The sequence below is a fragment of the Pseudomonas sp. S31 genome (assembly GCF_016648105.1).
Lineage (GTDB): Bacteria > Pseudomonadota > Gammaproteobacteria > Pseudomonadales > Pseudomonadaceae > Aquipseudomonas.
Genome location: NZ_JACVVE010000014.1, coordinates 70,460 through 90,434 on the forward strand (window position 1 = coordinate 70,460; position 19,975 = coordinate 90,434).

19 protein-coding genes, 1 tRNA gene and 1 pseudogene are annotated in these 19,975 nt (G+C 59.4%); 8 read left to right on the plus strand and 13 right to left on the minus strand.

Translation table 11 applies throughout. From position 1 onward, the window contains the following. Window positions 1-212: 212 nt before the first annotated feature. The 6 genes from IAE37_RS12775 to IAE37_RS12800 all read right to left on the minus strand — a co-directional run bounded on the left by IAE37_RS12775 (window position 213) and on the right by IAE37_RS12800 (window position 8,777). Complete coding sequence (locus IAE37_RS12775) at window positions 213-2,234, minus strand: multiheme c-type cytochrome (protein WP_201174136.1); 2,022 nt, start codon at window positions 2,232-2,234, stop codon at window positions 213-215. Continuing rightward, window positions 2,234-3,556: a hypothetical protein gene (locus IAE37_RS12780; RefSeq protein ID WP_201174138.1), complete on the minus strand. Its 1,323-nt coding sequence runs from the start codon at window positions 3,554-3,556 to the stop codon at window positions 2,234-2,236. Before IAE37_RS12780 ends, IAE37_RS12775 begins: the two co-directional genes overlap by 1 nt. 57 nt (window positions 3,557-3,613) lie before the next feature. Further along, the gene (locus tag IAE37_RS12785) at window positions 3,614-5,266 is read right to left on the minus strand and encodes an arylsulfatase (protein ID WP_201174140.1); all 1,653 of its coding nucleotides are present in this window, start codon (window positions 5,264-5,266) and stop codon (window positions 3,614-3,616) included. An 88-nt stretch (window positions 5,267-5,354) separates the two neighbouring features. After that, a complete protein-coding gene (locus IAE37_RS12790) occupies window positions 5,355-6,335 on the minus strand; it encodes a helix-turn-helix transcriptional regulator (RefSeq protein WP_201174142.1) in 981 nt (326 codons plus the stop codon). A gap of 157 nt (window positions 6,336-6,492) precedes the next feature. Continuing rightward, window positions 6,493-7,602 (minus strand): class II histone deacetylase, encoded by a 1,110-nt coding sequence (locus IAE37_RS12795; protein WP_201174144.1) that lies wholly within the window; start codon window positions 7,600-7,602, stop codon window positions 6,493-6,495. A 23-nt stretch (window positions 7,603-7,625) separates the two neighbouring features. Continuing rightward, a complete protein-coding gene (locus tag IAE37_RS12800; protein WP_201174146.1) occupies window positions 7,626-8,777 on the minus strand; it encodes an MFS transporter in 1,152 nt (383 codons plus the stop codon). 469 nt (window positions 8,778-9,246) lie between these two features. Between IAE37_RS12800 and tssG the strand changes: the two are divergent. The 8 genes and pseudogenes from tssG to IAE37_RS12840 form a co-directional block, all read left to right on the plus strand. Beyond that, window positions 9,247-9,900: pseudogene (gene tssG / locus IAE37_RS12805) on the plus strand (type VI secretion system baseplate subunit TssG); the annotation flags it as partial. 145 nt (window positions 9,901-10,045) lie between these two features. Further along, the gene (locus IAE37_RS12810; RefSeq protein WP_236409938.1) at window positions 10,046-10,960 is read left to right on the plus strand and encodes an RHS repeat-associated core domain-containing protein; all 915 of its coding nucleotides are present in this window, start codon (window positions 10,046-10,048) and stop codon (window positions 10,958-10,960) included. Window positions 10,961-11,085: 125 nt separating this feature from the next. Continuing rightward, entirely contained in the window at window positions 11,086-11,553 is a 468-nt protein-coding gene (locus IAE37_RS12815) for a hypothetical protein (protein WP_201174149.1), read from the plus strand. Between the two features lie 12 nt (window positions 11,554-11,565). Further along, window positions 11,566-11,829 (plus strand): PAAR domain-containing protein, encoded by a 264-nt coding sequence (locus IAE37_RS12820; RefSeq protein WP_201174152.1) that lies wholly within the window; start codon window positions 11,566-11,568, stop codon window positions 11,827-11,829. A 49-nt stretch (window positions 11,830-11,878) separates the two neighbouring features. After that, the gene (locus IAE37_RS29075; RefSeq protein WP_328822727.1) at window positions 11,879-13,015 is read left to right on the plus strand and encodes an RHS repeat domain-containing protein; all 1,137 of its coding nucleotides are present in this window, start codon (window positions 11,879-11,881) and stop codon (window positions 13,013-13,015) included. Next, window positions 13,012-13,731, plus strand: coding sequence for a hypothetical protein (locus IAE37_RS12830; RefSeq protein WP_201174155.1), 720 nt, complete (start codon window positions 13,012-13,014; stop codon window positions 13,729-13,731). The genes IAE37_RS29075 and IAE37_RS12830 overlap by 4 nt, the downstream gene beginning before the upstream one ends. Window positions 13,732-14,007: 276 nt before the next feature. Beyond that, window positions 14,008-14,745 (plus strand): hypothetical protein, encoded by a 738-nt coding sequence (locus tag IAE37_RS12835; protein ID WP_201174157.1) that lies wholly within the window; start codon window positions 14,008-14,010, stop codon window positions 14,743-14,745. Then, window positions 14,742-15,005: a PAAR domain-containing protein gene (locus tag IAE37_RS12840; RefSeq protein WP_201174159.1), complete on the plus strand. Its 264-nt coding sequence runs from the start codon at window positions 14,742-14,744 to the stop codon at window positions 15,003-15,005. Before IAE37_RS12835 ends, IAE37_RS12840 begins: the two co-directional genes overlap by 4 nt. Window positions 15,006-15,289: 284 nt before the next feature. Here the strand turns inward: IAE37_RS12840 and IAE37_RS12845 are convergent. From IAE37_RS12845 to IAE37_RS12875, 7 genes are all read right to left on the minus strand, one after another. Further along, window positions 15,290-15,365: transfer RNA gene (locus IAE37_RS12845), tRNA-Gly, on the minus strand. 62 nt (window positions 15,366-15,427) lie between these two features. Continuing rightward, entirely contained in the window at window positions 15,428-15,988 is a 561-nt protein-coding gene (pgsA, locus tag IAE37_RS12850; protein ID WP_201174161.1) for a CDP-diacylglycerol--glycerol-3-phosphate 3-phosphatidyltransferase, read from the minus strand. A gap of 33 nt (window positions 15,989-16,021) precedes the next feature. Continuing rightward, window positions 16,022-17,845 (minus strand): excinuclease ABC subunit UvrC, encoded by a 1,824-nt coding sequence (uvrC, locus tag IAE37_RS12855; protein ID WP_201174163.1) that lies wholly within the window; start codon window positions 17,843-17,845, stop codon window positions 16,022-16,024. Window positions 17,846-17,848: 3 nt separating this feature from the next. Further along, on the minus strand, window positions 17,849-18,487 hold the full coding sequence (gene gacA, locus IAE37_RS12860) for a response regulator transcription factor GacA (RefSeq protein ID WP_027916239.1): 639 nt from the start codon (window positions 18,485-18,487) through the stop codon (window positions 17,849-17,851). A gap of 96 nt (window positions 18,488-18,583) precedes the next feature. Next, window positions 18,584-18,940, minus strand: a complete 357-nt coding sequence (locus IAE37_RS12865) for a helix-turn-helix domain-containing protein (RefSeq protein WP_201174165.1) — start codon at window positions 18,938-18,940, stop codon at window positions 18,584-18,586. 75 nt (window positions 18,941-19,015) lie between these two features. Continuing rightward, on the minus strand, window positions 19,016-19,486 hold the full coding sequence (locus IAE37_RS12870; protein WP_201174167.1) for a GNAT family N-acetyltransferase: 471 nt from the start codon (window positions 19,484-19,486) through the stop codon (window positions 19,016-19,018). Window positions 19,487-19,522: 36 nt separating this feature from the next. After that, entirely contained in the window at window positions 19,523-19,909 is a 387-nt protein-coding gene (locus IAE37_RS12875; protein ID WP_201174169.1) for a DUF488 domain-containing protein, read from the minus strand. Between the last annotated feature and the right edge of the window lie 66 nt (window positions 19,910-19,975).

Consider the following 19,975-nt stretch of genomic DNA (forward strand, 5'->3'; position numbering starts at 1 on the left):
ACAGTCGCAGACGAGCAGGCGCGAGTGATAGGGCGAATCACTGCAGCTCTATGAGCGGAGCGCGAGACGAGACACGCATCAATCTTGCAAGCTGTTGAAATTAATAGGTTTTCAGCCGCCCCCGAAACACGGGCAGCCTTAATACTGGACACATTACCAAAGGTAGGCAAGCAGATTGCCGCAAGGTAGGGCCTCCCTCTCGCGGTTCAAAGTTAGCGTCGATGATCATTCATCGTTAAGCGCTCGAGCAAAAGCAGCGCTGGAGGAAACTGAGGATATTGCGCCAACAGGTCACGCGCGCCGGCCACGTCGTTGCGTTCCAGTTTCGCCAAGGCCAGGGCATAAGCATACCCGGCGTTGCCTGGCGCTAGTCGCACGGCCTCGTTCAAGGCTCCGAACGCTGCCTGGGGATCCGCTTGGCGCACGCATAGCAGCCCAAAGGCATACTGCAGTTCGGCCGCCTCCGGATGCGCGAGGATCGCTGTCTGCAATACCTGTCGGGCTTGCGCGGGGCGGCCGTGGGTTTGCAGCCAGTCAGCCAGGATGGTCGAAGCCGGCAGGAAATGTCGGTCGCGCTCGATCGCCAGGCGCAACTGCGCCTCCACTTTCGTATCTTGCCCCCGTGCCTTGTAGAGGCGGGCCAGATTGACGTGGGCTTCGGCACGCTCGGCCAGCGCCATTTGGGTCTGTTCGTATTCCTGGCTGCTTTTCGACCAGGCTGCATGCCAGGTCGGATCGCTCGGGGCATCGAGCAATTGCCCGACGGCCGCCAGGCGTACGGCCTTTATCGGGTCCTGCAAGCGTGGCCCGAGCAGTGCCCAGCGACCTGGCACCATGCGATCCACGGCCTGGATAGCGGCAACGCGTACCTGTGGGTCGGCGTCATCGAGGGCTTGTATGGCCCGCTCAAGGCCTTCAGCGCTTGGATAGACAGGAAGTTCGCCCAGGAGCGTCGCGATCCGAATGGGGGGCTGGGCGGGATCGTTCAATTGCCTCGACAAGGCGGCGCTGGCATCTGCATGCCCCTGGCGGATGCGCGGCATGTCAGCCGCATAGCTGCCAGGACGGGCCGCCTCCCACAGGTTGAACAGTTCGCTGACTTTCTGGCCGGGGCGCGGGAGGGTGAAGCCGTGGTCGTGGCGCAGGTCGTTGACCATGTACAGGCGCCCCGGCATGTGGCAGCCGATGCAGCTCGAGCCTGCGACCTTGTGGTGCGCCGGGCTGTCGTAATCCTTGGCCTGCAGGCCGCTGCCATCGACCCCGGCATCGTTGCTGCGCCCCGTCGGGTTGTGGCATTGCAGGCAGACGCCGTCTGCAGGGGCTTTGAGTTCGGCACTATGCGGATCATGGCAATTGGAGCAGCGTACACCCTTGGCATACATGCGGCTTTGCACGAAAGCCCCGTATTCGAACACTTCGTCCTTGATCTTGCCATCGTCCTCGTACAGGCCAGGCAACAGGGTGGTTGGCAGGTAGCGATCGAGCAGCGGCGCGCCAGGCTGGTCACCGTCGGCCAGCGGCACTCGCCGCGAATGGCAGCGGGCGCAGGTTTCGACCTGTATGCGGTTGTCGCCACCGACCAGGGCGCTGGCGAAGCCGGCATGAAGGCGGGCATCCGGGCGGGCGACCCAGTCCAGATGCTCTGAGGCGGGTCCATGGCAGGCCTGGCAGGTGATGCCCAGGCCCTGCCAATGACCGGCGAAACGGTCGGTTTCGGGCTGGTAATTTCGTCGATAGCCGGTGGTATGGCACTCGATGCACATGAAGTTGGCGTTCTGTCCGGGTTGGCTCCAGTGCAAGGGATCGTTGAAGTCGACCCCTTGGCCGGGATACAGCTCGAACCAGCGTTTGCGCCGGGTGTCCCAGGCCACGCCCAAGGCCTGGAGGCGACCGTCGGGCAGGGCCACCAGATATTGCTGCAACGGCTCGACACCGAAGGTGTAGGCGACCCGAAAATCCGCCGCCTTGCCGTCAGCCCCGACCGCATTCACCCACCAGCCACCGTCGCGGCGAAAGAACCGCACCGCCTCGCGTTCGCCCTGGAAACGCACGTCGTTGAAGTCGCCTTCAACGCTGCCGACAGCGGCTACCTGCATCGCCAACTGGTGATGCGAACCTTGCCAGGCCTGCGCCTCGACGGCATGACAGCCCGCGCAGGCCGACTCGTCGACCCACTGCGCGGCATGGGCCGGGTTCGCCATCCAGGCGAGCAGTGCCAGCAGCAGGCGTGCCATCAGAAGCTGTAGAACAGCGTCAGTTGGCTGAACAGGGCGAGGTCCGCATCGCCCAGTTGCAGCCCGCCATCGGCTGCCGAACGCTCAGGTTTGTAGGCGCTGAGCATGGGGAACAGCGTCAGATGGGGGTCGATGTTCCAGATCATGTAGAAGTCCAGTTCCTGGCCGCTATAGTCACCCACGGTTTTATCCAGGGTACGGAAGCGGAAATATTGGGCGCCCAGCTTGAGCGCCTGGTGGGGGGCGAGCGTCAGATTGAGCATGTCGATCGCGGCGTTGCGCTTGAACGGGCCGGCGAAGTTGGTGGCGGTCGAGCCTTGCTGCCAGGTGCCTGGGCCGCGGCTCCAGCCGGAAAACAGCGGATCGTAGTTGGCCGAGTAACGGGTGTGGCGCGCCGACACGTAAGGCTGCCAGGGCAGTTGGCTGGAGGTCCAGCCCGCTTCGGCATACCAGGCGCTTTCGTCGCCGCTGCGCTTTTCTTGCCAGGCATGCTCGGCGGACAGGAACAGCCCATCGATACCGGCATCGGTCTTGCCGCGCAGGCTCCAGGTGCGCAGGTCGTCGCGGTCGCGCTGGGCAGCGCTCAGGGCGTATCGTTCGTCGATGTCCAGCACCTTGACCGCGGTCAGGCCCACCGTGGTGCTGGGGCCGACATGCTCGAGGGTGGCGGCCCCCAGCTCCATCTTGCTGCGAAACGGGTTGTCGGACTTGAGCCACAGCAGATCGCTGCGCCAGCCGCGGTTGCCGCCGATGCGAGCCACGGCCGTGCGGCGAAACGCGTTGCGTGCAGCCAGGTAATAGGTGCCACCACGGTCGTAGAGGCCACCGGCAAAACTGTCGCCCATCATGGTGCCGTCACCGTTGATGATGAAGCCATCGCCCAAGGGCACTTTCTGGCTGCCGAAGGACAGGTCCACACCGTCCTGCCCGAGGGCCGGGAACAGGGTACCGGAGCGCCAGCCCAGGTAGGCCTTGTCCAAGGCGGTTTCGCGTTCGCTGCCGTCGGTGTACTGCGCTGCGTCGCCGTCGCCGAAGGTGCCGTAGCTGGCCAGGTTGAACGCGCCATACACACTGGCATCGCCATTGGCCAGGCGATGCACGCCGCTCAGGCCATAGCGGATGTAGCTTTCCTGCCAGGTGGAGCTGCCGGGGCTTTGTGGGCCGGCTACATAGTTGTGGTCGCTGTGCAGCCACGACCAGGCCAGTTGCAGGTCGAGATTCAGCTGATTCCGATCGTCACGGTACAGCTCCTGTGCCTGGACATCGCAGGCACAGTAAAGCAGCACGCCGGCCAGCAGGCGGCGCGAGGAAGGGCGTGGCATCGAGAGCCTCCAGGGCAGATGTGGGCGCTCGTCCGGCACCGGGCGAGCGCGAGGTGGTCACTTCACGCAGTGGTCGTAGAGGCAGTTCTCGTAGGTGTACTTGTAGCGCACCGGCGCATCGACCACGCCGTTGTCCTGGGCATAGCGCTGCCAGTCGGCGGCCAGCTCACGGGTCTTGCGCGGATAGCGCGCGGCCAGGTCATGCTGGGCGGTCGGATCCTGGGCCAGGTCGTACAGTTCCCATTGCCCGCTGCCGTAGGGCGGCGCTTGCATCTGGATGCTCCAGTCGCCTTTGCGCAGCGAGCGCCGGCCATACAGCTCCCAGCCCAGTTCTCGCTCCTGGCGTGCATGCGGTGCTGCAAGGCCGCTGAGCATCGAGCGGCCTTGCAGCGGGAGCAACGTCCGGTCGGCGAAGGTGGCCGGGTACTGCGCCCCGGCCAGTTCCAGCACCGAGGGCATCAGGTCCATGGCATGGAACAGCTGGGTGTTGATCGCACCGGGCTTGACCACCTTCGGGTAGCGCACGATAGCCGGGACGTTGATGCCACCACGGGCGGTAAACCCTTTGAAGTAGGGATTCGGCGTGGCGCTGACCTGGCCCCACTGCGGACCCTGGGTCAGGTAAGAGCCCTTGCGGCCCATGTTCTGCAGACGGTTGTCGAAGTTGGCGCTAACCCAGTCGGCGATCTCCAGGCCTTTGGGCGTGGTGCCTTCGGCGCCGTTGTCGGACATGAACAGGATGAAGGTGTTGTCCAGCTCGCCCGTGCGCTGCAGGTAGTCGAGCACCCGGCCGATGTTGTGGTCGAGGTTGTCGACCATCGCCGCATAGATCTCCATGGTGCGCGCCTGCTCCTGGCGCTGGGCCGGCGTCAGCTCTTCCCAAGTCGGTAGCGCCGCGCGCATCGGCACGTTGGCGGTGGTGCCGGGTGCCAGCAGGCCCAGGGCCTGCATGCGCGTCAGGCGCGCCTGACGAATGGCTTCATAACCCTTGTCGTACTGGCCCTTGTATTTGTCGCGGTAGGCGTCCGGGGCCTGCAGCGGCCAGTGGGGTGCGGTATAGGCCAGGTAGGCGAAGAATGGCTTGCCGTCGCCCTCGCCGCGCTTGAGGTAGCCGAGCATGCGATCGGTGAACAGGTCCGAGGAAAAGAACTGCTCAGGCATCTGCGCGGGTTTGCCATTGTCCAGGTAGCGGGCGGCGTAGCCGGGGAACATCTCCGAGAGGTCGACATGGCTGGCGCCGCCCTGGACCAGGATGAACGACTGCTGGAAGCCGCGTGAGGCCGGGGTCTGCCCCTGGCCACCGCCGAGGTGCCATTTGCCTGTCATGTAGGTGTCGTAGCCGGCGCTGCCGAGCAGTTCGGCAATCGACGCCACCCGGAAGTTCAGGTAGCCCTCATAGCCGGGTTTGCCCTTCTGTTCCGGCTGCATGCCTTCAGCCATGGTGCCCAGCCCTGCCTGGTGGCTGTCTACGCCGGACATCAGCATCGAGCGGGTGACCGAGCAGGTGGGGCCGGCATAGAAGTTGGTCAGACGCGCGCCCTGGTCGGCGAGAGCTTGCAAGGAGGGCGTATGGATCTCGCCACCGAAGGGCTGGATATCCGAGTAGCCGAGATCGTCGGCGACGATCAACAGTATGTTCGGCTGCTTAGGGGCAGCCTGGGCCTGCCAACTGAGCAGAGCGCCGATGGCCAGAGTCAAGAGTGCACGCATAGGGATTCCTTTTGCGAGAGGATTTTCGGGCGCGACCGAGCCACGCCGACAGGCGCAAGACGGTCAGGGTCAGGGAAAACGGGTGAGGTCAGCCGGAGGCCGAGTGCAGCAGGTGCGCGACCCGAGCCTTGTCGTTGACCCCGAGCTTGGCGTAGATGGTGCGGATGTGATGGCGCACCGTGTTCGGCGCCAGGCCAAGGTCGCGCGCAATCTCTTTATAGGTCTGGCCCTTGCCGAAGCTGCGGGCGACGTCATATTCCCGCGGGCTCAGGCGTTGCAAGGGGCTGCGGGCTCGGCCGATCAGCACGTAGCTGGCGCCCACCGCGGTCATTTCGATGCGCAGGTCGGCCAGCTCCAGCAGGCCGGCACGCACCGGCATCGGCAGCACCGGGCCGCTCCAGCGTGGCCAATGACTGTGCAGCAACTCGATGAAACCACTCTCGGCATGCTGCAGGATGCCATGTCGGTCACAGACGGCCAGCCCCAGGGCATGGGGGTCGGCCAGGGTTTCGCGCATGGCCAGCATGGCGCGGATCTGGTTGTTCGACATGGCGGCGGCCAAATGCGGCATCAGGCAGGTCAGCAGCTCGCAGTCGAACCGCGAGAAGCGCGGCAGCGCCGGGCTTCGGTACAGCGTCAGGTGCTCGGACAGGCGTGTCACCGGGTCGACCACGATGATGCACATGAGCTCACGGATGTCGTGGCGAACACCGAGCCAGTGCAGTCCCGGGGTGCTGGCCAGGTCGATGACCACCGCCCGGCCCGGGGCTGCGTGGACTTGCTCGACGGTGATGTCGTCGTGGCGTATCGACTGCCAGTCGGCGACGTAGTCGGCCGGCAGGTTGAACACCGCGCTGCTGTGTTCGCACAACTGGCCGTCGACCTGTGCCGAGCGGCCCCACCAGGCCTTGTCGAACGGCAGCAGCGCCTGCAGGCGCTGGAACATCTGCGGGTGGAACTGTTCGATCGGCCGGGCCTGAGCCAGGCGCTGGATGTCCAGCACGGTGTTGCTGAACTGGCCCAGCAGTTCGGTGCACTGTGCTTGATGAGCCGGGGACTCGCTGCTCATGCTGATTACCTCAGGATATGTTTTATTGTTGTTCTACAGGTCACGCAAGGATGGGGGCCGCGCCGAGGTGGCGTGGGCAGTGGCCGATCTTGGGCTCAGTCTCGGTGGCGTTCTGACGTATGGCCATCCTACAGATGCAGGATGGCCGATGCACGGCTCAGCCGATGCGTTGTCGCTGGACGTCGAGCAGTTCGCGCTGGAAGGCCTGGAACGCCGGGCTTGGCTGCTGCAGTTCGATGAAGTCCCGCATCGGGTCGCACACTTCGGTGCGCAGTCCGCTGAGCGCTTCCAGGGTCGCCAGGCCACAAAACGGCACGTAGGCCTCGGCGTATCCACCCTCGTGGACCAACACCAGGCGGCCGTGACACAGACGCTCGGCGACCTCCTTGAGACGAGCGGTCATCTCGCGGAACGAATCACTGTGCAGTTGCATGCGCGCCAGGGGGTCGACGGCGTTGGCGTCGTAGCCGCTGGCGACGATGATCAGTTCGGGCTCGAAGTGTTCCAGCGCCGGAATCACCAACTGCTCCAGCGCGTACAGATAGGCATCGTGGCCAGCCCCAGGCAGCAGCGGGATGTTCAGGTTGCAGCCAAGCCCTGGGCCTTCGCCACGATCTTCGGCGCCACTGTACCCAGGAGGGAAGCAGCCCTCCTGGTGTAGCGAGAGGGTGAAGACATCGTCGCGCGAGTAGAAAATCGACTGGGTGCCGTTACCATGGTGTACATCCCAATCCAGCACCGCCACCTTGCCCAGACCGTGACGGGCCTTGGCCGCCTCGATGGCCACGGCGATATTGTTGAGAAAGCAGAACCCCATGGCCTGGTCGGCCAGGCAGTGATGGCCCGGCGGACGCGATAGCGAGTAGGCGTTGTCCACCTCCCCTCGCAGCACTGCGTCGACCGCCGCGATGGCCAGGCCGGCCGATAGCGCGGCGATCTCGTAGCTGCCTGGGCCGATGGGCGCATCCTGGCCCAGCGAGCCGCCACCGGCATCGCTCATGGCCTTGAAGCGTGCCAGGTACTCGGCGCTGTGTACGCGCAGCAGTTGCTCGTGGGTGGCGGGAGTAGCGCTGCGCACCTGCAACTGACGGGTCAGGCCGCTGACATCCATCAGGTTCTTCAGGCGACGTTTGGTTTCCGGGGATTCGGCGTGCCCGGCACCGGCCGGAGGCTGCACCCAGCCGCCGACAGGCAAGGTCAGGGCGTGGGGGCCGGCGCTGTGCCAGAGGCTCAGTTCGTCGAAGAAAAAGGCGGTGCGTGAGGTCATGGAATTCACTCTGCAAGGGTGGGTCAACCGCGTGTGCGGCTGCACAGGATCAGGGGCAATACCAGCAGGGCCAGAGCAGCCGCGGCGAACAGCAGTGGCCGGCTTTGGCCATGGTCTTGCAGCAGCTGACCGGCAAGCGCGGGACCAGCGGCCAGGCCCGCGCCGATCACCAGGTTGGTGGCATTCATCAGTCGGCCGCTGGGGTCGAGCTCGGCCACGCAGGCCAGCACCAGCGGCAGCACGAAGGTCCACATGGCCTTGAAGGCCATCGCCGCGACCGCGAAGCGTGCCAGGCTCGGCTGACCTTGCAGGAGCAGGATCGCTACCGCCATCAGGCCGAGACCGGCGACGATCAAGATGGCCCGGGGCAGGCGCGTGCCGAGGAACGTCGCCAGCGCAGCACCGAGGATGCCCATCAGCGTGGCGATCGCCAGCACTTGCGCACTGAGCGCAGCGTCGATTCCGGCAGCCTGGGCGAGTTCGCCAATGAAGGTCCAGACGCCACTCAAGCTCAGGTAGAAGCACAGGATCGCCAGCAGGCCTGTCACGGCCTTGGCGCGGGGCAAGGATGGAGCAGACTGGCGTTGCGTGTTGGCCAACCGAGCAGGGAAGGCACGGGTCAACGGCAAGGCCAGGCTCGCCAGCAGGGCGAGGCTCAGGTAGCAGGCGCTCAGGCCGTAGTGCGCGAACAACCCCGGCAAGACCTGCAAGCCGATGGCGCCGAGCACCAGTTGGCCCAGCAACCACAGGCCATAGACGCGGCTGCCCTGGCCCAGGCTGGCAGCACTGACCATGCACAGGATCATCAGCGAACCTGCGCCCAGCGCTGTCATGAAACGCAGCACGAGCAGGGCCGGGTAGCTGACGAAAGTCGCCGACGCGATGTTGCCGGCAATGAATATCACCGCCGCCAGCAATGCCGCGCGATTTGGCGGCACGCGCTTGAGCCAAAACCAGGCCGGGACCGTCGCCAGGCTCATCGCGCCAAGTTCGACACTGAACAACTGGCCGATCTGCACGGGGGATAGCACGAGTTGGCTGGCCAGTTGCCCTGCCACGGCAGGTGCAGTCATCAGCAGTGCTGGGCTGAGTGCCGCGAACACCACCACTGCCGCCATTCTAAGGCAGGCGGCGGAAGAAAGATCACGGGTCGCATCTATGGGGGTAGTAGGCATGTGCCCTGGCTCCACGGGTTCAGGGAGCCAGTTTTCACAACGCAGCGATGCGGTGGTATCCCACAGATGTACCATAAGGTCCTGAATACTTGGCTAAGTGTTCAGGAGGTTCGCCTGCAGTGCTCGTGCTTATCGCCCGCGGGATCTTTTGAATATTTGCGCAACTCATGAACTTGATGCGCACCGACAGCAGTTCGAGAACCGTTACGCCGACCATCAACACCCTCACGCAGCAGATATAGGTTGCATATGGAAAAGCTGCTACCTGCGCAATAGAGCGGCAATCAACTTTTCGCAAACATCCGCTTACACTTCGCACCTCGACCACAAGCCCCTTCTTACTGCAAGGTCTTTCTTTTGGAAATGAATCCCGTGGTGCGATTTATTTAATGAATCTGATCTTGGCGGTAACTATTCCTACAAAATCACCCATATAAGCCACCCTCAATCCACCACCTGAGAATTTGACATGGACGATGAATCAGAAGAATCCAGAGTCCGTCACAAAGCGGACCTCATAACGCAGGATGCCCACCGCTATTCGTACTTCCAACTCCTGGAACTGATGCACCAGCTCCATGGGGATGATCTTGAGCAACGTCCCCTTTCCGATGAGGCACGCAGGAGGTTGCGCCTGGAGGTCTCTCCAAGCTTGTCCTTTCCCGTCGCTGATGTGCTGAGCGCCAGCCGCCTGAAGGATGACCGCTACTGTATCCAAGCCTCTTTTCTGGGCCTGCATGGCACCGACTCACCACTGCCCGGCTACTACCTCGACCAACTGGCCTATGAGCACGCCCAAGACATCGGTGTTCGCCCGGCGTACTTCAACTTCTTCAACCACCGCTTGCATACCCTACTGCATCAGGGCTGGCGCAAGTACCGCTACTACCGGCGCTTCCAACCCGGCGCCACAGATGGCTTCTCGCGCTACATCTTCGCCTTGATCGGCCTGGATGACGCAGAACTGCGTGGCGCGACGCCGCTGCCGTGGAGCCGGCTGCTCAGTTTCGTGGGGATGATCGCCAGTCGCAGCCGGTCCCCCGGCATGGTGGCCGGCATGATTGCGCACTGCTTCGACCTCAGGCAGGTATTCATTCGAGAATTCGACGAGCGCACGGTGCTGATTAGGCCGCCGTGTTTACAAGGATTCACGCTCCAAGTACCGCAACCGCGTACAGGCTGGTCCGGTATGGAATGAGAACGCAAGGCGTGCGCTGGATGAGGAGCTGGGATGCGATCTGACGGTATTCATCTGGGACGGTGATACATTGGCGTTCGAGCAGCGAGGGCGAGATGGCAAGGGGCGGACCACGCATTACGTGTTTGAACCGGGGACCTTCATTCCGGTAGCGCAAGGCGTGATGAGTTATATTGAGGAAATGCTGCATCAGCCAGACTATGACTTCCCATATGACATGAACCAGGATCCGGTCTGGCAACATCAATCGGCATCAAGGCCTGTTGAGAAGGTTGAGTGGTATCAATGCGATCAACTTGGAACACCTATAGAACTCAGCAATGATGTTGGATACATTGTTTGGAGCAGCAACCACAAGGCATGGGGGCAAACAATTACAGGTTTTAGCGACAGTCCCAACGGCGAGATGCGCGATAGCCCATTGCGTTTCCAAGGTCAGTATTTTGACATCGAAACAGGCCTGCACTATAACCGCCACAGATACTACAATCCGAGTACAGGCAGATACATCACCAAGGATCCTATTGGATTTCTAGGCGACATCAATGTATACACCTACGCTCCAAATCCTACAGAATGGATTGATCCACTTGGACTAGCGCGAAATTGCCAGTTGGGGAGGTATACTGACCTTACTGGACAAGGCCATGAAGGAGACAGCTTAGATGCACATGAATTCATACGACATCAAGCTCTCAGGCAGATGGGAATAACGTCTTCCGCTACTCGAAACCCAAACAATCCGGCCATAGCTATTCCCCGCTCCATGCATACTGCCGCACACAGAAATGAGGCCGTACTGGCTGATAGACATTTAAACCTAGGAATCAATCAATTCGATTTCAACAGATCTGGAACACCCAGCAAGCGACAAATGGATGTTTGGCAAGGAGCCCTCAGGCAAGCAGGCGTCCCAGCATCACAGGCAAGAAAACTGAGGGCCCAAGCCAATCAATTCATTAACTGCGACTGTTCCTGCTCATAGGAGTTTTTATTTTGAGAAAAATAACATTATTACCCACCTCCAAAAAACATGAAGCATTCCTAGGAGGAAGTCCGCGCCTCCCCCAAAACATAGCATGGCCACATGACTCCCAAGGGGCCCCACTAATGCACCTAATCAGCCTATCCGCAAGCTTTGTTAACCACAATAGCCGTGACATTTCAGTAAACAACGAGCTTACAATTTCTGTATTCACCCCCTTCGATATCAACCCTCTAAACCACATCGACAAAGCAATGAATGAAGACGGCGTTGCCATTGCATACTTAGCCGCAACTACTGAAAGAAATGAACACCCCTCCCCCCTCAAGGCAATGCCTATTGGGGCTCAGGAAACAGACGAGCAAGACAGCAGCGCGAATGGAATATCGAAAATAGGGGGGATACCATGCTGGATACAAGATGATGAAAGCAACGGTTTGTTTTACTTCATGCAAATTGACGAATACGACCTTGACACACTATTCCCAGACCATAGAGGCCTGTTCGCAGGAGGCATGGGCTACCTACTTTTAGCTCCAAATATTTCTGCGAATGGATTTGAAGCCGGACGCTTAAAGATACAAACATCCTAAAGGCGAACTCTTATGGACCACATTGTTCGTCTTGGCGATAAATCAGATCATGGAGGGTATGTGGTTGAAGGCATCCCACATACAAATCTCAACGGAAAACCAATGGCCGGTAAAGGTAACATGGTTTTCTGCCCTCTATGCAAAGGCGAATTCCCCATCATAGAGGGCAGTGATACCTATCGCGTCAACGGAGTGTCCGTCGCACTCGATGGCATGAAGACTGCGTGCGGGGCAAGCTTGATCGCCAGCGCATCACACGGCAGCGTCCTTAGCTGAGCCGACTCGGCATTGGAGTACGCAGTACCGGTATGACGAACGCGGCAACTTGTTGGAGCGGATCGAAAACGGCAAGACGGGCAAGTTCACTTGGGACCTGTACGACCGACTGCGGCGTTACGAAGATGACCGACTGGTTGTCGAGTTTGGCTATGACGCGATAGGCCGACGGGTCTACAAAGACTCGCATTCCAAGTACCGCAACCGCGTTCAAGCCGGGCCGGTGTGGAATGAGAACGCCAAGCGCGCCCTGGACGAACAGTTGGGGTGTGATCTGACGTTGTTCATCTGGGATGGGGATACGCTGGCGTTTGAGCAAAAGGGTCGGGATGGTAAGGGGCGGACTACGCATTATGTCTTCGAACCGGGGACCTTTGTCCCCGTTGCGCAAGGGGTGATGAATTATATTGAGGAGATGCTGCCTCAGCCGAAGTATGACTCCCCGGATGACATTGAGACGAATTCAGTGTGCTGGTTTGATACGGTTACTTGGTATCAATGCGATCATTTAGGTACCCCTCAGGAGATTATGGACAGACACGGAAAGTTGGCTTGCCGTGAGATTTATAGAGCATGGGGATTGATGAAAGAGAAGCGTAGTGAGACCGCGAAGAAAGCGGATAGTTGGAACCCGCTACGCTTCCAAGGACAATACTTTGATGTCGAGTCGAGACTACATTACAACCGCCATCGATACTATGATCCCGCAACTGGTCGATTCACCACCAAAGACCCTATCGGTTTCAATGGAGGGTTAAATGTTTATCAATTTGCAAAAAACCCAATAGAGTGGATTGACCCTTTCGGACTTTCTCCGTGCGAGCCATTACAAGCCAAGGAAAAATGTAAAGCTTTGATCGCAAAAATTTATGCCAAATCAACGGCACGAAAAGCATCTTCCGGAAATCGAGGTCTTTTGGAAAGAGTAGAAGACATGCATGAGGACAAGCACAACTTGTACATATTCGCTCGCGAAATGGATGAAGCAAAGTCTCATGGCCAACTAGCAGGCAAGGGGTCTTGGGCCGGCCACGAAAAGGCGGCCACCGATCTACAATCAGGCCTAAAGAAAAACATCCTCGAATTCGATAAGCAAGGTTGCAATAAGCACTATAAAATACCTGCCTCAATACGCAACATTGCCACATTAGAGATCCCATCCAGCCCCGCGAGAGAGCAAGAATGAAGCCAATTTTTGACGACATAATTTTTCTTCTGAGCACAGACTGTTTTTGCGGAGAAATACTTGCTAACACATCAGATAGCGACTGCCTTGAGATAAAGAAAATAGCACGCAGAACCATCCCTACAATCATTAATGGCGGCAACAATTATTACATTTTCGCAAATTTCTCCAGCCACAGAATACAAGAAACCGAGAACAACTTCCTTCAAGCCATAAAAGAAAGCAGCGTTTCCAAGCAAACGTTAAAAACAATAGTAAATCTCCGTGAAACTCTTAAAGGCAGCACCGACGATTTAAACACTGCCTCCTATGTAATCAACTCAATTGCAAGTAGACTCTATTGGCTTGCGATCGACGATTTCAACACACCGGTCACATTGGAACTAGTAGAACTAATAGCTGAAATTGAGCATCTCGGACTTGATGTCGAGCACCCTCAGCTTTCATGGCAGGATGTATGGCTTGAAAGCAAATCCGAGTGGGACCTATACATAATGTCGCTTATGGACGGGATAGATGAAGCCCCCTATCTGACATTTCTGAAATTAAAGGAAAATTTATTTCATCTTGACTTTCTTCGCAAGTGGAGCGCTCATCTCGGGCATAAAAAATTTTCCCACATTAAAAAATTCATCCAGACTGAGGCACACCATGAGCTTGACAACGCAAATGCAGCCGCAGCCGCAAAGATAGATGCATTAATTAACGAAGTATAACTAAGTGAAGCGCAGTAGATGTTCTATGCAACCGAAGAAATTAAGGTCTTTTGCAAAAATTAATACGCTACTAAATTCGCACACTAAGCCGCTTCACTTCACACGGGTTGCTATATGCAGAAACTACCCAATGCTGATGGCCAACGCTACAAGACACCCGACGCCGAAGGTTGGCTGTAGAAGTACGACTACGATCAGCGCGGCAACTATATCGAAACCCAGGACTCTCTATAGACAGAACCGAGTAGTCTCAGAAACCATCCGGAGCCCGATGTCATGCTTGACAAGTTTTTGTTTTCACTAAGCCTGGACTATTTTGTAGCTTGCATGCTGCCCAAGTCCTCCGCCAAACTGCACAAACAGATATCAACTTGTGCAAAACAAGAAATATTAGCCATATTAAAAGGGCACGAAAACTACTATAAAACAGACCTCAGCACAGAACGATTAAGTCTGTCAAAAGCACGCCTAACTTCAGGCATACGAAAAGACTCACTACACCCAACTGCCATTTCTTACATCACCACCATGCTAGACCTATTTGATACAGAAAATAAAATCCTAGAACCAATCAATGTTTGCTTTGCCAAACTAATCGATCAAACCCTGATATTAGGTAGCGTGATATCAAACCCGACAATTTATAGCGCCATAGAAAAACTGCATGAGAATCATATATATACTCACTCATCAATCAACAACCAGTGGGCATTGGATAGTATTTTCAAAGATGCCTCAAGCTGGACAAAGAAAATGCACAACCCACTCATGTTTGACGGAATAGAGGACGCACTTGAAAATATTGTACTTGATGTTCTCGATTATTTTCCACTGCTATCATTTATCGGAAGTACGAATTTTATATGCAACCAACAAGAGACTAATGCAATCATTGATCACCTAACATTGAAGTCGCTTCAACTCCCCGACTCTCATTCAGAGTTCATAAACCAGATTACAGCAGGCCTGACTTTACGAGATACCGTTGAACAACAAGCACAGGGGAATTCATGAAAGCGATTGTGCGAATAGGCGACACAACCAACCATGGCGGGCAAGTGATTGATGCTATAGCGCACACAAGCCTTAATGGCCGGCCGATAGCCGGCAAAGGATGCATGGTTTTTTGTCCCTTATGCAAAGGGACTTTTCCAATCACGGAGGGTAGCGCCACCTACCAAGTCAACGGCGTGCCTGTTGCACTCGACGGCATGAAAACCGCCTGCGGGGCCAGCTTGATCGCCAGTGCCTCACACGGCAGCGTTCATCGTTGAAATCATGACATTGCGAGGAGCAGGCACGCACCGGGCATCGCTACGAATGCCCACAGCCGCCTCTCTACGATTGACCATGCCAATGATGATCAGAGCCACCGCTTCAAGACACACGACACCGAGGGCGGTTTGTGGGCGTACGACTACGATCAACGCGGCAACATCATCAAGACCATGGCCCCTCTGGAGAACCAAACCCAGTACGCCCACAGAAACGAAAAAAGGGCCCGAAGGCCCTTTTTCGACGATTTACAGACTTCCATTGAACTCTGTAGATCTATATTTGGAGCGGGAAACGAGACTCGAACTCGCGACCCCGACCTTGGCAAGGTCGTGCTCTACCAACTGAGCTATTCCCGCGTCGTGATGGGTGCCATTCTAGCGATCTGGCAAACGACGTCAACCCCTTGATTCAAAAAACTTTATTTCTGTTCGGAGCCTTCACGCAGGTGCGGCCAGGCAGCAAGCAGATAGTGGAACATCGACCACAAGGTCAGCGCCGCCGCCACCAGCAGCAGGCCGTAACCCAGCACAACCCAGAAGGTCAGCAGCGGCGGATTGGCCAGCAGGATCACCAGCGCCAGCATCTGCGCCGCGGTTTTCCATTTACCCAGGTTCGATACGGCCACATGCGCCCTCGCCCCAAGTTCGGCCATCCACTCGCGCAGCGCCGAAACCACGATCTCGCGGCCGATGATCACCGCCGCCGGCAAGGTCAGCCAGAAGTTGGCGTGCACCTGCACCAGCAGGACCAAGGCAACGGCCACCATCAGCTTGTCGGCGACCGGGTCGAGGAAGGCGCCGAACGGGGTGCTCTGCTGTAGCCGACGAGCCAGGTAGCCATCCAGCCAGTCGGTCGCGGCGGCGATGGCGAACACGCTGCTGGCAGCCATGTAGCTCCAGTGGTAGGGCATATAGAACAGCAGGATGAAGATCGGAATGAGCAGGACGCGTAGTACGGTGAGCAGGTTTGGAATATTCATCGGCACGACTGGCTGCAGGTTGAACCCGACATTCTACTCGCTATGCAGGCTGGCATAAATCGACTCGGCAAGCTTTTTACTGATCCCCGGCGCCTTGGCGATCTCGTCGATGCTGGCGCGGTTGAGCTCTTGCAGGCCGCCGAAGTGCTTGAGCAGGTCACGCCGGCGCTTGGGCCCGACCCCCGCCACATCCTCCAGGCTCGACACGCGCCGGGCCTTGCCGCGGCGCGCGCGGTGGCCGGTGATGGCGAAGCGGTGGGCCTCGTCGCGGATCTGCTGGATCAGGTGCAGTGCCGGGTTGTCGCCCTTGAGGGTGAACTCGTGGGCCACGTCGTTGAGGTACAGGGTTTCGAAGCCGGCCTTGCGGGTCACGCCCTTGGCCACCCCGAGCAGGGTCAGGTCGGTGAAGGCCAGCTCCTGCATCACTTCGCGGGCCATGTTCAGCTGGCCCTTGCCGCCGTCCACCAGCAGCACATCGGGCAGCTTGCCCTCGCCGTCCTTGATCCGCCCATAGCGGCGCGTCAGCGCTTGGTGCATGGCGGCGTAGTCGTCGCCAGCGGTGACGCCTTCGATATTGAAGCGGCGGTAGTCGGACTTGATCGGCCCCTCAGGGCCGAACACCACGCAACTGGCCACCGTGGCCTCGCCGCTGGAATGGCTGATGTCGTAGCACTCCAGGCGCTGCGGAACCTCGTCCAGGCCCAGGACCTCGGCCAGCGCCTCGAAGCGCGCCGCCATGTGCTGACGGTTGGCCAGGCGCGCGTTGAGCGCCTGCTCGGCGTTGGTCACGGCCAATTGCTGCCAGCGTGCGCGGGTGCCGCGTACCCGGTGGCTGATCTGCAGTTCGCGGCCGCGCAGGGTCTGCACCGCCTCGCTGAGGGCGGCGAAGTCTTCGTGGACCACGTTGACGATCAGCTCGCCCGGCAGCTCGCGCTCGGCATTGCCCAGGTAGTACTGGGAGAGGAACGCGGCCATGACTTCGCTCACCTCCTCCTCGATGCCCACCTGTGGGAAGAAGTTCTTGCTGCCCAGCACGCGGCCGCCGCGCACGCTGATCAGGTGCACGCAGGCGCCGCCTGGGTTGACGAAGGCCGCGACCACATCGACATCGCCCGACCCGCCTTCCATGTATTGCTGGTCCTGCACACGGCGCAGCAGGGCGATCTGGTCGCGCAGCTCGGCGGCCTTCTCGAAGTTCAGGGCCATGGCGGCCTTTTCCATCTCGGCGTTGAGCTCATTGCCCAGTTGCTGGCTGCGGCCTTCGAGGAACATCACCGAGTGGCGCACGTCCTCGGCATATTCCTCGGCCGAGACCAGGTCGGTGCACGGCCCCTTGCAGCGCTTGATCTGGTATTGCAGGCAGGGCCGAGTGCGGTTGGCGTAGTAGCTGTCCTCGCACTGGCGCACCGAAAACGCCTTCTGCAGCAGGCTCAGGCTCTCGCGAATGGCACCGGCGCTGGGATAGGGGCCGAAGTAGCGCCCCTTGGCCTTCTTGGCGCCACGGTGAATACCCAGCCGCGGAAACTGACCATCGGAAAGAAACACGTAGGGGTAGGATTTGTCGTCGCGCAGCAGGATATTGTAGGGCGGACGCCATTCCTTGATCAGCGTCTGCTCGAGCAGCAGGGCCTCGGTCTCGTTACCGGTGATGGTCGTCTCGACCTGGGCGATGCGGGCCACCAGTGCGGCGGTCTTGGGCGCCAGCCCGGTCTTGCGAAAATAGCTGGCCAGGCGCTTCTTGAGGTTCTTGGCCTTGCCGACATAGAGCAGCCGCGCCTCGGCATCGAACATCCGGTAGACGCCTGGACGGCCGCTGCAGGTCGCCAGGAAAGCGCTGGCATCGAAAGCTTGGGACATGAATTAGAGGCTTGCGTCGACCATACCGTGGCGAACGGCCAGCAACGTCAGCTCGACGTCGCTGGTAACCGAGAGTTTTTCGAAGATCCGATAACGGTAAGTATTGACGGTCTTGGGCGACAGACACAACTTGTCGGAGATGATCTGCACTTTCTGGCAGCCGACGATCATCAGGGCGATCTGGATTTCCCGCTCCGACAATGCATCGAACGGCGAACCCTGTGGCTGGAACGATTTCAGCGCGAGCTGCTGGGCGATCTGCGGGCTGATGTAGCGCTGGCCGGCGAAGGCCAGGCGGATGGCCTGGACCATCTCGTCGAGGCCGGCGCCCTTGGTCAGGTAGCCGGCAGCACCCGCCTGCAACAATCGGGTGGGGAACGGGTCTTCCTCGCACACGGTGACGGCCACCACCTTGATGTCCGGATGGCTGCGCAGCAATTTGCGGGTCGCCTCCAAGCCACCGATCCCAGGCATCTTGACGTCCATCAGCACGACATCCGGCTTGAGTTCACGGGCCAGCTTGAGCGCCGATTCCCCCGAGTCTCCCTCGCCCACCACCTGCAGGCCATCGATGTCGGCGAGCATGCGGGTAATACCGGTTCGTACCAGATCGTGATCGTCGACCACTAGGACCCTAATCAAACAGACACCTCGTCAACAGGGCGATTGGATCCCGCCACCTTAACAAAATTTTTCAGGATCGGCCTAGCGCAATGCTGCCTTCAGAAACGTCTGACATCAAACCCGTTGCAAGCACGGTACTTGAGCGCTCTCACCCTCGCCGGCCAAGCGTGCGGACACATGCAGCAACGCGGCCTGGTCCGCTGCCGGCAACTGGCGGAACGCGCCCAACAGGCCTACTTCCTCATCGGAAAGGTTACCCAGCGGTATCGGAGTACGCGCACCACTGAGCACATAGAGTGCATCGACGCCACGCTGGGCCAGGGCTGCCAGGTAATCGAGCCGGGGCGTGCGCTCGCCGCTTTCGTATTTGCCCTGGGCATTGGGTTCGACGCCGCCGATATCGCCAAACACCCGTTGGGTCATCCCCAGGCGCTCACGCTCCTCCCTCAGGCGTGAACCGAGTCCATTCATACCAAACCTCTCCTAGCTTGCTGCGACGTCGGGCTGGCCCACTGTCCAGTGGGCGATCATCGGCCACTATGCCGATCAAGACTGTCCGTCGCAAGCCACTATTACGCCACCAGGCTTGCCGAGGTCGCGTTGCATACGCACGAAACAAGCATCGGTGCCCATTTCCACGAAGCCGTGGCGCAGGTACAGGCGCCGGGCGGGATTGCTGCTGAACACCATCAACCTGACCAGCGGCAGCCGGCGCTGCTGCGCCCATTGCGCCAGCTGCTCCAACACCCAGCCGCCGACGCCACGGCCGCGGTGCTCGGGCAACAGGTGCAGTTCACGGATGAACAGGGCCTGGCGGTCCTGGCTCAGGCTGCAATACCCCAACAGCGTGTCACCTTCGGTCACCAGCCACTGTTCTCGCCAGCCCCAGGCCTCATCGAAGGCCTCTTCGATCCACAGCAGGTCGAACTCGCGGTAGTAAGGCAGCATGGCCCGACGGGTGAGGTCCCGGGCGAAGGTGCGGTGGCTAAGGTCTGCAGGCAGAAGGGCAATTGGCATCGCGTGTGGGGCTCAGGTTGACAGATAAGGGGCCGGTCATTGCCCATAACATACTGGCGAACTACCGGGCCCACGCCGCTCCTGCTCATCCTCCAGCCAGTCGGCGAGCACCCGGGCGTTGTTGTGCTCGGTGTCCTTGCCAGCGTAAAGCAGGGTCAGATTACCCTTGGCCGCCAGGTCCAGCAGCGGGTACCAGTGCTCGGGATGCGCGGCCAGCTCGGCGTGGTAGCGCTGGGTGAAGCCGGCGAAATCCACTTCGCCGTGGTGGAACGCCTTACGCAGTTCGGACGACGGCGCCACTTCGCGCAGCCACTCCCCGTCCAGGGCTTCCTTGCGCAGGTTGCGCGGCCACAGGCGGTCGACCAGCACGCGCTGGCCATCACTCAGCTCTGCCGCTTGGTAGACACGTTTGCATCGGATCATGCTGGTTTTTCCTCCTGACCGCCTGTCTTGAGACTAGGCAATTCATTGACCGAGGTCACGCCGCGG